At 36.1% G+C, this 12,384-nt stretch carries 9 protein-coding genes; 4 read left to right on the top strand and 5 right to left on the bottom strand.

Translation table 11 applies throughout. From position 1 onward, the window contains the following. Positions 1-294: 294 nt before the first annotated feature. Positions 295-1,647 (top strand): DegQ family serine endoprotease, encoded by a 1,353-nt coding sequence (locus CF67_RS03300; protein ID WP_034414404.1) that lies wholly within the window; start codon positions 295-297, stop codon positions 1,645-1,647. A gap of 351 nt (positions 1,648-1,998) precedes the next feature. Here CF67_RS03300 and rplY read toward each other — a convergent pair whose 3' ends face one another. Further along, positions 1,999-2,280, bottom strand: coding sequence for a 50S ribosomal protein L25 (gene rplY / locus CF67_RS03295; protein WP_034414401.1), 282 nt, complete (start codon positions 2,278-2,280; stop codon positions 1,999-2,001). Positions 2,281-2,520: 240 nt separating this feature from the next. Here rplY and CF67_RS03290 point away from each other — a divergent pair, with 240 nt between their 5' ends. The 3 genes from CF67_RS03290 to fusA all read left to right on the top strand — a co-directional run bounded on the left by CF67_RS03290 (position 2,521) and on the right by fusA (position 7,915). Beyond that, positions 2,521-3,399, top strand: a complete 879-nt coding sequence (locus CF67_RS03290; RefSeq protein WP_034414398.1) for a phosphotransferase — start codon at positions 2,521-2,523, stop codon at positions 3,397-3,399. Between the two features lie 866 nt (positions 3,400-4,265). Next, a complete protein-coding gene (radA, locus tag CF67_RS03285) occupies positions 4,266-5,648 on the top strand; it encodes a DNA repair protein RadA (protein ID WP_034414395.1) in 1,383 nt (460 codons plus the stop codon). Between the two features lie 182 nt (positions 5,649-5,830). Continuing rightward, positions 5,831-7,915: an elongation factor G gene (fusA, locus tag CF67_RS03280; protein WP_034414392.1), complete on the top strand. Its 2,085-nt coding sequence runs from the start codon at positions 5,831-5,833 to the stop codon at positions 7,913-7,915. Positions 7,916-7,985: 70 nt separating this feature from the next. Here the strand turns inward: fusA and hemH are convergent, their stop codons facing one another. From hemH to CF67_RS03260, 4 genes are all read right to left on the bottom strand, one after another. Further along, positions 7,986-8,957 (bottom strand): ferrochelatase, encoded by a 972-nt coding sequence (gene hemH, locus CF67_RS03275; protein WP_034414390.1) that lies wholly within the window; start codon positions 8,955-8,957, stop codon positions 7,986-7,988. 69 nt (positions 8,958-9,026) lie between these two features. After that, positions 9,027-9,671, bottom strand: coding sequence for an adenylate kinase (gene adk / locus CF67_RS03270; protein WP_034414387.1), 645 nt, complete (start codon positions 9,669-9,671; stop codon positions 9,027-9,029). Between the two features lie 203 nt (positions 9,672-9,874). Then, positions 9,875-11,779 carry a molecular chaperone HtpG gene (gene htpG, locus CF67_RS03265; protein WP_034414384.1) on the bottom strand — a complete coding sequence of 635 codons (1,905 nt, stop codon included), beginning with the start codon at positions 11,777-11,779 and terminating at the stop codon, positions 9,875-9,877. Between the two features lie 219 nt (positions 11,780-11,998). After that, entirely contained in the window at positions 11,999-12,379 is a 381-nt protein-coding gene (locus CF67_RS03260; protein ID WP_242633205.1) for a bactofilin family protein, read from the bottom strand. Positions 12,380-12,384: the final 5 nt, after the last annotated feature.

The following is a 12,384-nucleotide window of genomic DNA, read 5'->3' as shown; positions in this document are numbered from 1 at the left end:
ACAAAGATGATCCTATGCGATTTTTACTTCTCCTTTACTCTAATATTATCAGAATAGGGCCCGGCATGCGAAACTGATAAATCGATATGCACTGAAATTTTAGAGTCCTTGATCAATTAAGGCAGTCTCCTGTATCTAATTAATAAGGCATATCTAATACTTGTCAGAAAATAACATCAATTAACTATCCCAAAATAGTCCTAATTTTTAGAAAAAAGAACCAGAAAACGACTGACTTAGCACATTCTATCTAATTGCTATAAAGCACTTCATAACCAATATAGGAGTTTTCATATGAAAAAAAACTTGCTTTCTATAACCATTTTATCTTTGAGTGTTCTCATCTCCGCATCATTTCTATGCAGTGCAGCTTTGCCTACAGGGCAACTTCCAAGCCTTGCACCAATGCTACAAAAAGTCACTCCTGCGGTTGTTAGAATTTCTGTAGAAGGCACGCGAATATCTCGTCAACAATTACCTGAACAATTTCATTTTTTCTTTGGTCCTAATTTTCCTACAGAGAGACTACAAGAACGCCCGTTTAAGGGATTAGGTTCTGGAGTGATAGTGAACGCCAATGAAGGTCATATTGTTACCAATTATCACGTGATTAATGGTGCTGAGAAGATCCGAGTTAAACTCCACGATGGTAAAGAATATGATGCTAAACCAATCGGTAGCGATCAATTGTCTGATGTTGCATTGTTAAAGCTAGAAAAAGCAAAAAATCTTACTCAAATTCAGATATCTGATTCAGATAAATTACGTGTAGGAGATTTTGCTGTAGCAATCGGTAATCCATTCGGTCTTGGACAAACTGTAACTTCAGGAATCGTTTCAGCACTAGGAAGGAGTGGTTTAAACATTGAGAATTTCGAAAATTTCATCCAAACTGACGCGGCCATTAACAGTGGAAACTCTGGTGGTGCTTTAGTAAATCTTAATGGTGAACTTATTGGTATTAACACTGCTATTCTGGGTCCAAATGGAGGAAATGTCGGGATTGGCTTTGCTATTCCATCTAACATGATGAAAAATCTCATCGAACAAATAAAAGAATTTGGTGAAGTAAAGCGCGGTATGTTAGGCGTTCAAGGTGGAGAAATTACTTCAGAGTTAGCTGAGGCCTTGGGTTATGAATCAAGCAAAGGTGCTTTTGTTAGCCAAGTAGTACCTGAAAGTGCTGCTGATAAAGCAGGATTAAAAGCAGGCGATATCGTAGTTTCTATTAATGGAAAAAAAATTGATACCTTTGGAGAACTTAGAGCGAAAGTAGCAACTGTGGGGGCAGGAAAAAAGATTACTTTAAGTGTTATAAGAGATGGGAAGTTAAAAAAATTTGATGTAACATTAGGCGAACATCTAATTAATAAAACTTCTGCTGGTAAACTGCATGAAGGATTAGCCGGAGCTGAGTTAGCTAATACGGAAGAAAAAGATTTTGTTCAGGGAGTAAAGATAATTTCTGTTGCTCAAGGCTCAAACGCAGCAGCATATCAGCTAAAACCGGATGATATCATCATGGGTATAAATCGTAAACGAGTAAAAAATCTTTCAGAACTTCGTGCTATCATCAAGAGAAAGCCTGGGATATTAGCTCTTAATATTCAAAGAGGGGACCGTACTATCTATTTAGTCATCAAATAAGCAAAAACAAGACCTCACGCAAATCGCTTTAGTTTAGTGTGCGTGAGGTTCTCTTACATTAGAAATAGCAGACTACAATCTATCCAAAACAAAAAGACGAAATATAGAAAAGATGTGAGCTCTAATGCATCTGCGATAACATTAAATAGGTTCCATACCAGCTAGTAAATTTATCAATAAATTTCAAAACGATAAACGCAATGAGAGGCCAAATAGCACTGAAACGGCACTTATTTTTAAAACTTAGATAGGAAAAAGTGACCGAAAAAGACTGAATTTAAAAACCTTTAGAAGGCTAAGAATCTCATAGGTTTCAAGGCTTGCAATTGAAGCTGACTCATTAACAAAATACTAAATTCTTACAAAATCTATATGTTCAATTTGGAGCCTAAATGCATGACGTTGGATGTCTTGTAACTTAACTTTAATCTCTTCACTACTTATCATTAAAGTGATTCTTCCTTCATAAAATGAAGGTTTGTCTATTTGATTCATCACTTCATTATGTATCAACGCAATAGAGATTGGCACTGCTTGGTTACCATAAACAATCGCTGGAAATCTACCAGCACGGCGGAGGCGGCGACTTGCACCTTTACCTAACTCAGTACGTACTATCGCTTCAAATTTCATTACTTTACTCTCAATGTTAGTAAAATTAAATATCACTTCAGCTTTGCTGCTAAATTGAGAGAACTATTATCACATAGGACATGCTTGCAAGCAATAAATTATTTGTCTTGACATAATCATCTCAACCTGAAAGATTTCGTTAGAGCCATTTCGCATAGGTCTTGCTTTAAAATATAGAGCGTATCGTCAAAACTAAAATACGTAGTCATACATAATCGAAAATAAAGAAGTATAATTCTGATGACAAAAATGCCCTGGCATGAAGCATGCCAACTTGATTCCTCATTGCTCTCTCTTCAACGTTTATTCAAAGTTTCTCCAGATTATGCAGAGACTCTTACTGAAGGATTAACAAACTGTCCCTGGAGAATAATGCTAACTAATGGAAATTCATATGTCTGGAAGTCAAATGCATCCATAGTTAAAACCTTCTCCATTTCTCGGTTCCAAGAATATCACATCCTCTCCAATATCAGATCTTCCTCAATTGCATCTAATCCTATTCTTGTGAACGATCAAGGCTTACTTGTTGACTGGATCGAAAAGGATCCACTAAGCTCTCAGTTGAATTTTGATTCTTTGCTTAAAATCATGGTCAAAATCCACCAGATTGATCTTAGTTGCATATCACTCCCTCCATTTAATTTTACCAAATGTGTAGATCGTTATTGGCTACAGATCAAAAACGAATTTCGAACTTCTGAGTATTGGCAATTGTATCACTCTTGGAGAGATTCTCCTAATTTAGTTAATAATGTTAAGAATACACTTTGTCATTTTGATCTAACACAAAAAAATATCATTAAAACAAAGTTTGGAAATAAAGTTATTGATTGGGAGTATGCTTCGATTGCTGATCCACGCTTAGATTTAACTTTAACGATTAACACAAACAAAGCAGATGTACTAAAATCCGTATACCGTTACTGTCAACTACGTAAGATAGAAAAAATAGATGATTGGTTTCAAAGTGTCTTAGTTTGGCAACCTAAAGCAATGATGATGACAATGCTATGGTACTTATTAGGTTATCAACTATGGAAAAAGAAAAACTATTTACGCGAAGCTGAAGGACTTAGATCTCAATTGAGAAATAATAGCCTAAACAATTTAAACTAGCAAACAATGCTGACCTGTTCTATTGTTTTGCCCAGAGTAACATAAATCTTTGATTAAAATTCCATTTTAACGTATGTAATCCACTATATAATGTGCACAAATATTCTCTTTTTCTTCAACTTAATGCAAGTTGCATTCATTTTTTAGAAAAAGCTAATTTAGATTGTGTTTAGTTAACCACCATGAATGGAAAGAAAAATTATCAGAACACTTCAGTTGGATCATGGCAATTTATTTAACATTTCCCAATTTTTCCAGATCAAGTCCGACTTATTATAAATTTAACAATAATTTAAATTGGGTGCATTGATCAAATTATTCCATATCTAGAATTCAAGATAATAACCAAACACGAAACAAAATGGACTTTGTTTAAGATAGTAGCAACTTGAGAGACATAAGAATCAAAGGTACAGTAAAATTATCAAGTTCGGAGGATTCACTTACTTATTTTTCAATTATTTTATAACGAGAATCAGCATTTTTAGAGATCATGCTAAATTGGTAAGTGTAGTTTTAAGCAATGCTTTTTGTAACATAAATCAAAATGCAGATCTTACTTCACAAAAGTAAAGAATGCAATATTGAACTGGATATTAAGACAATATAAAGAATTGAAGATGACTCTCAACTATTAAATAAATGAAAAGAAGAACTGATCGTTGCTTGCTATTTTAGAAATAAACGTGAAACAGCATATCCAAAATTACAGATTTAGCTAGGACGCCATGCGCTGTATTTTCTGTTTTTTTAAAGTAGCAAAAATATTGTATCAAAATTTCACTGATATATTTATACAGATCTTCATCCGAAATGTACAAAAATTATACTGCATATACACATGATATAAATAAAAGAAAAATGAAATGACAAAAACGAAATTTACATACATATGTAGTAATTGCAATACAAATTTCCTACGTTGGCACGGACAATGTAGTTCTTGCAATACATGGAACACTGTGTCTAAAATCACATCAGTCACACCAACTATTTTTGAAAAAAAAGATAGAGAATTATCAGGTTACACTAGATTCAAACTTGAAAATAGAGCACGAACGCTATCCGAAATTAATCTGAAAAAAGCACCGCGTTTTAAAAGTGGTTCCAAAGAATTAGATAGAGTTTTAGGTGGTGGAATCGTTCCAGGTTCCGCTATCTTAATTGGTGGCAACCCTGGTGCAGGTAAATCTACTTTACTGCTGCAAACGATGTGTTTGTTATCGAAAACAGTACCCATCTTATATGTTACCGGAGAAGAATCCCTTCAACAAATCGCGATGCGTGCATTACGCTTAGAACTTCCTACAAAGCACATCCAAATACTGTCTGAAACCAATATTTCTAAAATTTGCCAAATTTCCACTAAAGAGAAATCATGTATTATGGTTATTGACTCTATTCAAGTTATGTGTACTAGTGGCCTCCATTCCCCACCAGGCAGTATAGCTCAAGTTCGTGAATCAGCTACGATATTAACTCGTTATGCAAAGCAAAACGATATCACAGTATTTATTGTAGGACATGTTACTAAAGACGGAACCTTAGCTGGTCCGAAAGTTCTTGAGCATATCGTAGATTGTTCTATATTGCTAGATTCTAAAATGAATAATCGATTTAGAACACTTCGTAGTTATAAAAACCGCTTTGGTGCAGTCAACGAACTTGGAATTTTTGCTATGACAAAACAAGGTCTAAAAGAGGTGACTAATCCTTCTGCAATCTTTTTATCAGGAGACACAGAAGAAACAGCAGGTAGCTCAGTCATGGTATTATGGGAAGGTACCCGTCCACTTCTTGTTGAAATTCAAGCTTTAGTTGATGATTCACAATCAATCAATCCAAGACGTATTGTAGTCGGTTTAGAACAAAACAGATTGTCATTATTGTTAGCCATACTACATAAGCATTGTAATCTCAAAATGGCTAATCAAGATATATTTGTTAATGTAGTTGGTGGTGTAAAAGTCATGGAAACTAGCGCAGATCTGGCTTTATCCATAGCATTACTTTCTAGCTTCAGAAATCAAGCATTACCTAAGGATGTTGTAGTATTTGGTGAAGTTGGTTTATCAGGAGAAATACGTCCAGTCCCTAATGGACAGGAACGTTTAGTAGAAGCATTCAAACATGGATTCAAAAAAGCAATTGTTCCAACTTCCAACATCACAAAAAATCATACTGATGGAATACAAATTTATGGTGTTAGAAAGTTATCTGAAGCAATAAAAATATTTGAAGAATTATGACATATGAGTTAGATAAATCTTGCAAACATTCCAAAACTAAGTCGTTTTATATGAATTTTAATATCCAACATACTACCTAATATATTTTTTTCCTTTTTAATAAGTAAAAGTCTGTTGGATATAACGAATTATGATATACTCCGCACGCGGTTTTGTATCCTATATAAACAGAGTAATAGATAATGGTAGATTTATCAAAATACAGAAACATTGGTATCTTCGCACACGTTGACGCAGGTAAAACAACCACTACTGAGCGTATCCTAAAATTGACTGGTCAGATCCATAAAACAGGCGAAGTTCACGATGGAGAATCAACAACTGATTTTATGGAACAGGAAGCTGAACGTGGTATCACTATTCAATCCGCAGCTGTAAGCTGTTTCTGGAATACCCATCGTCTAAATATTATCGATACTCCTGGGCATGTTGATTTTACAGTGGAGGTATACCGTTCACTCAAAGTGCTTGACGGTGGCCTTGGTGTATTTTGCGCCTCTGGTGGTGTAGAACCTCAATCAGAAACCAATTGGCGTTACGCTAACGAATCAGAAGTAGCTCGTCTCATTTTTGTCAATAAACTAGATCGTATGGGTGCTGATTTTCTAAGTGTTATTAAACAAATAAAGACCGTTCTCAATGCAAATCCTCTCATTATGACCCTTCCAATTGGTTGTGAAGATGAGTTCATAGGTGTAGTAGATATACTTAACCGAAAAGCATACGTTTGGGATAGTACTGATCTTCCTGAAAATTATACAATTCAAGATATTCCAGCTAATATGCTGGATGATGTTGAAACTTATCGAGAGGAATTGGTTGAAACTGCCATAGAACAGGATGACAATTTGATGGAAACCTATATGGAAGGTATAGAACCTTCCATCGAAGAAATAAAGCTTTGTATCCGTAAGGGTACTCGTAATCTGCAATTCTTCCCAACATTTTGTGGATCCGCGTTTAAAAACAAAGGTATGCAACTAGTTCTTGATGCAATTGTTGATTATCTACCTGCCCCAACAGAAGTAGATCCACAACCGTTAATAGATCCAGACACTGGTGAAGCAACCGGCGAAGTGGCTACAGTCTCTCCTGATGAGCCACTACGTGCTCTAGCATTTAAGATTATGGATGATCGTTTTGGTGCTCTGACTTTCCTTCGCATCTACTCTGGTCGAATGAGAAAGGGTGATACTATTCTTAATTCCGCGACAAACAAAACTGAACGTATTGGCCGTATGGTTGAAATGCAAGCAGATGAACGCAATGAATTAATCACTGCGCAAGCTGGTGATATTATTGCAATTATCGGTATGAAAAATGTTCAAACTGGTCACACGTTGTGCGACGTTAAAAATCATTGCATGCTTGAACCAATGATCTTTCCAATTCCTGTAATTTCGATCGCTGTATCTCCAAAGAATAAAGGTGGCTCTGAAAGAATGAGTATTGCGATCGGCAAAATGATTTCAGAAGATCCATCTTTTCAAGTTGAAACTGATAAAGATACAGGAGAAACTATACTCAAAGGTATGGGTGAACTCCACCTAGACATCAAAATTGATATTCTCAAGCGTACCTACGGTGTAGACTTAATCGTTGGTGCTCCACAGGTGGCTTATCGTGAAACCATCACGAAGATCGTTGAAGATAGCTATACACATAAAAAACAATCTGGTGGTTCTGGCCAGTTTGCTAAAATAGATTACCGCATTAAACCAGGTCAAGCAAACTCTGGTTTCACCTTCTCTTCAACGGTTGTTGGTGGTAACATACCCAAAGAATTTTGGCCTGCAGTAGAAAAAGGCTTCGCATCTATGATGCACAACGGTATTCTCGCCGGTTTCCCTGTATTAGACGTTGAAATTGAACTATTTGACGGTAGTTTCCACTCAGTTGATTCATCAACTATTGCCTTTGAGATCGCATCAAAAAACGCATTCCGTCAATCTATGCCTAAAGCAGGCGCGCAGCTTCTCGAACCAATTATGCATGTTGATGTATTTACTCCGGAGAATCATGTTGGCGATGTAATTGGTGATCTGAATCGTCGTCGTGGTGCGATCAAAGATCAACAGGCTGGGAGTACTGTACGCGTTAAAGCCGATGTGCCTTTATCGGAAATGTTTGGATATATTGGCCACCTTCGTACAATGACCTCTGGCCGTGGTCAATTCTCAATGGAGTTCAGCCATTATTCAGCATGTCCTACAAGCATTGCCGAAACTATAATCGCTAAGACTAAAGAATCCGAAAAAAATAAGTAACCAAAGAGATAAATACAGATAACAATGAATGGACATTATCATCGAAAATCAAGGAAAATACGGTTTAAGCTCATTTTTCCGTGACGAGTGCCATCATCATTTCAATATGTAAACTTGAATCGTTCAAACAAGGTATGAAATTGAATTGAACACCACCAGCTTCTATATAAATTTTCTTATATTGCTTAGAAACTTCCTCCAAAGTTTCTAAGCAATCAGATGCAAAACCAGGTGTAAGGACATCGATCTTTTTAATTCCGTTGTTATAAAGTTCCTTCAGCATTTTATCGGTATAAGGTTTTAACCATTCTCCTCTACCCAAACGAGATTGATACGATATCCCAATTTGTCTGGAATTTAATCCTAATTCTCGAGCAAGTAGACTCGTTGTTTTTTTACATAGTTTAGGATAAATATCTCCGTTAACCGCATAGCTCTCCGGAATACCATGGTAAGAACATAGTAAATAATCACCTCTATTATTTTTTTTCCAGAATTGTTTAACACTTGCAACAAGCGCTTGAACATACAAGGTATGATCATGATAACCAGAGATGAATCTACACGACGGTATCACAGGTATCTGTTTAAATACCCTTGATAAAGCATCCATAACTGCAGCTGTTGTTGTTCTTGAATATTGAGGATAAAGAGGTAAAATAATAATATCTTCAACGTTTTTTAACATTAATTTCTCTATCCCAGATTTTAGGCTTGGTGAACCATAGGTCATTCCTAATTCTACTGGTAGTTTTAGTCTTTTTCTTAATTGATTGACCTGACTCTGAGAATAGACCATCAAAGGCGAACCTTTCTCCATCCAAATATTTTGATATAACTTAGCTATTTTCTTTGCTCTAATAGGTAATAACACAGCATATAAAAATGGAAACCATAACCAAGGAGTCACATCTACAACCCTTTTATCTCGTAAAAACTCACCTAAAAACTTCTTTACTCCAAGAACTGTCGCTTTATTGGGTGTTCCAAGATTAACTAACAGAACACCTTGTCGTTTGTTATGATGTGTTATATTACCCATAATTCTAGCTAAAACTTTGAAGATAAAATCTTAACGATGATAGCAAGGATTTTTTTAAAAAAATCAAACCTACGATAGAACTCTTTCAACATCTTCACTTACTTCAGTTACTTCTTTACTACCATCTAACCTAAAGTATTTTGTCTTACCTTTCTCAACTTCTTTATGATAATAGGAAATTAGCGGAGCTGTTTGAGCATGGTATACATCTAAACGAGTACGAACAATCTCTTCTCTATCATCATCACGAACAGCCAAATCCTCTCCTGTCATATCATCTTTCCAGAGCACTTTAGGTAAGTTGTACATTGTATGATAAGTACGACCAGAAGCAAGATGTATACGACGCCCAGTAATTCGTTTAATAACTACATCATCGGCAACATCAAATTCAATGACACAGTCTATACGCACACCCATCCTTTTTAGAGCACGAGCTTGAAAAACAGTCCGAGGAAAACCATCTAATAAAAAGCCTCTTCGGCAATCTTCTTGTAGAATGCGTTCTCTAATTAAACCTAGAATGATTTTATCAGAAACCAATTGACCGGTATCAATCATAAGTTTAGCTTGCTTACCGAGCTCAGTATCTGCCTTAATGGAAAAACGCAACATATCGCCGGTAGAAATTTGTGGGATACAATACTTCTCCATAATAAATTTAGCCTGTGTACCCTTTCCTGAACCTGGAGAACCTAAGAGAATTATGTGCATATTCGACCCTCTTTAAGTAAAAACCTAAATCTACACTGAACTCATGTCAGTATCAAAATTAAGATTTAACAGCAGTCCAATTATCAAATGAAGAACATCTGAACTTACAAGAACAAAACATAGCATAGTCAAAAAAAACGCTACAACAACTATCTAAATCATAAACCGAAGAAAAAGCCCGCACTTATACGAGCTCTTTAAAACTACTCAACCTCAGCTAAAAGTTTATTAATGGCACTTAAAAATTGAGACGGATCCTCTACAGAACCACGTTCAGTCAACATTGCTTGGCCAAATAAAACCTCAACCCAACGACCGAACACTTCTTCATCAGCTTCGTCAGCCATACGTTTGACTAATTCATTTTTTGGATTAATTTCAAAAATATACTTCACTTTTGGTACATCCTGACCAGAAGCTTCTAAAAGCTTAGCCATTTGGGTACCCATTTCAAAGTCATCAGTTACGACTACAGCAGGCGTCGTCAGTAACTTAAACGTTGTACGCACTTCCTTAACTCGATCACCCAAATACTCTTTAGTACGATCAATTACGGATCTGAATTCTTCTTCAGTCTCTTTTTGTTTCTCCTCTTTTTCTTTATCCTCAAATTTACTCAGATCTAGCCCTGCCTTTGTAATAGACTGAAATTTTTTCCCATTAAACTCAGTTAGGTAGTTCATAAGCCATTCATCAATACGATCAACCATAAGAATAACTTCAATACCTTTTGCATAAAATTGCTCTAAGTGAGGACTATTTTTAGCTGCCGCGTAGCTATCTGCTGTCAAATAATAAATTTTCTCTTGATCTTCTTTCATACGCTCGATATAAGCAGATAAACTTACTGTTTGATCAGAAGAATCCACTTGTGTCGAAGTAAAGCGAAGTAATCCTGAAATTTTCTCTTTATTCGCAAAATCTTCTGCGGGGCCTTCTTTCATGACAAGACCAAATTCTTTCCAAAAAATTTGGTATTTTTCTGTATTACTTTTAGCTAAATTCTCTAGCATCGATAATACGCGCTTAGTACACGCGCTACGCAAAGATTGGGTCACCTTATTATCTTGCAAAATTTCCCGAGAGACGTTAAGCGGTAGATCATTTGAATCCACGAGACCGCGAACAAAGCGCAAATATGACGGCAACAATTGATCAGCGTCATCCATAATAAAAACGCGTTGCACATACAATTTTAAACCAGATTTACGATCACGGTTCATCATATCCCATGGAGCTTTGGCTGGAATATAAAGTAAGCTGATATAATCATTTTTGCCTTCAACACGGTTGTGACTCCAAATCAAAGGATCAGCGAAATCATGAGATACATGCTTATAAAATTCTTGATATTCTTCTGCTTTCAGATCTGACTTATTCCGAGTCCAAAGCGCTTTGGCTTTATTTATCTGCTCCCACTTAGTTTCCTCTGTCTCCTTACCTTTTTCATCCTTTACCTTTGTCATAACAAAAACTGGAATACCAATATGATCGGAATATTTCCCGATAACTTCACGCAAACGCCATTCATTGAGGAACTCTTTGCCTTCTTCACGCATATGAAGTATAATGTCTGTACCTCGCGATTTCTTGTTAACATCCTCAATAGTATATTCCCCTTCTCCTAAAGAATGCCACTGGACGCCAGAGCTAGATGAAAGAGCAGAACGAGTGCGAACAGTTACTGCTTTAGCAACAATGAATGCCGAGTAAAAACCTACACCAAACTGACCAATAAGCTGTGAATCTTTACTTTGCTCTGCTGAAAGCTTAGAGAAGAATTCAGCGGTCCCTGATTTAGCAATTGTACCTAAATGTTCGATTACGTCATCACGGCTCATACCGATACCGTTATCTGAAACTGTTAGAGTACTAGTTGTTTCATCAAATGATAACCTAACACCAAGATCAACATCACCTTGGTAAAGATCTGGATTTGAAAGTGCTTGAAAACGCAACTTATCAGACGCATCCGAAGCATTAGAAATTAATTCACGAAGAAAAATCTCTTTGTTTGAATAAAGAGAATTGATCATCAAGTGAAGTAACTGTTTGACTTCCGATTGAAACCCACGCGTTTCTTTGTTTATCGTCGCCGTTTCGCTCATGTTAACTCCATAATATCTACAGTTTAAGGATACCTAAAAAAATACTAATTTAAAAAGCATTTGCTAATTATTGAGGCTCTGCCCGTGCCAAATGGGGATAACCAAAATAAATATCAAGGCCAAAGATAAGAAAAATAAAACACACCAACGACTGCTCTAATCTCTGGCTAAATTAAGAGTCGATTAACTTAAACTACTTTAAAGTGAAAAAACCAACCCTTAACTTAATTTCTTTTTTGCATCAGTAAGCTCAACGATCTGCTGTTTATTCGAGTCAGTTACATCATCAAACTGACCACCGATTAAGTTATCGTTGTAGAGCGCTTTACTAACACCACCGCTCTCCTTCTGCTCAGAATTCGAGTCAGTTACACCATTAAATTTACCACCTGGCTCAATACTCAAGTTATCACTGTAGATCGTTCCATGGACACTACCTTGATTAAGAATTTCTATCCTTGTAGCACGACAGGTTCCTTCGAAAGAACCGTTAACAATTACTCGTTCCGCAAAAATTTCACCATTAACAAATCCGGCTTCGCTAATAATTAATGTTTTATCAACGTGCACCTGTCCTTCTACAGTTCCATCAACTTGCATATCAC

It is taken from the genome of Candidatus Photodesmus blepharonis (assembly GCF_000731795.2).
Classification (GTDB): Bacteria; Pseudomonadota; Gammaproteobacteria; order Enterobacterales; family Vibrionaceae; genus Vibrio; species Vibrio blepharonis.
This window is presented reverse-complemented; position numbering and strand designations above follow the sequence as displayed.

Coding starts and splice junctions, on each gene's coding strand:
- CF67_RS03300 (WP_034414404.1), top strand. CDS start 295: ATGAAAAAAAACTTGCTTTCTATAACCATTTTATCTTTGAGTGTTCTC.
- rplY (WP_034414401.1), bottom strand. CDS start 2,280: ATGAAATTTGAAGCGATAGTACGTACTGAGTTAGGTAAAGGTGCAAGT.
- CF67_RS03290 (WP_034414398.1), top strand. CDS start 2,521: ATGACAAAAATGCCCTGGCATGAAGCATGCCAACTTGATTCCTCATTG.
- radA (WP_034414395.1), top strand. CDS start 4,266: ATGACAAAAACGAAATTTACATACATATGTAGTAATTGCAATACAAAT.
- fusA (WP_034414392.1), top strand. CDS start 5,831: ATGGTAGATTTATCAAAATACAGAAACATTGGTATCTTCGCACACGTT.
- hemH (WP_034414390.1), bottom strand. CDS start 8,957: ATGGGTAATATAACACATCATAACAAACGACAAGGTGTTCTGTTAGTT.
- adk (WP_034414387.1), bottom strand. CDS start 9,671: ATGCACATAATTCTCTTAGGTTCTCCAGGTTCAGGAAAGGGTACACAG.
- htpG (WP_034414384.1), bottom strand. CDS start 11,779: ATGAGCGAAACGGCGACGATAAACAAAGAAACGCGTGGGTTTCAATCG.
- CF67_RS03260 (WP_242633205.1), bottom strand. CDS start 12,379: ATGCAAGTTGATGGAACTGTAGAAGGACAGGTGCACGTTGATAAAACA.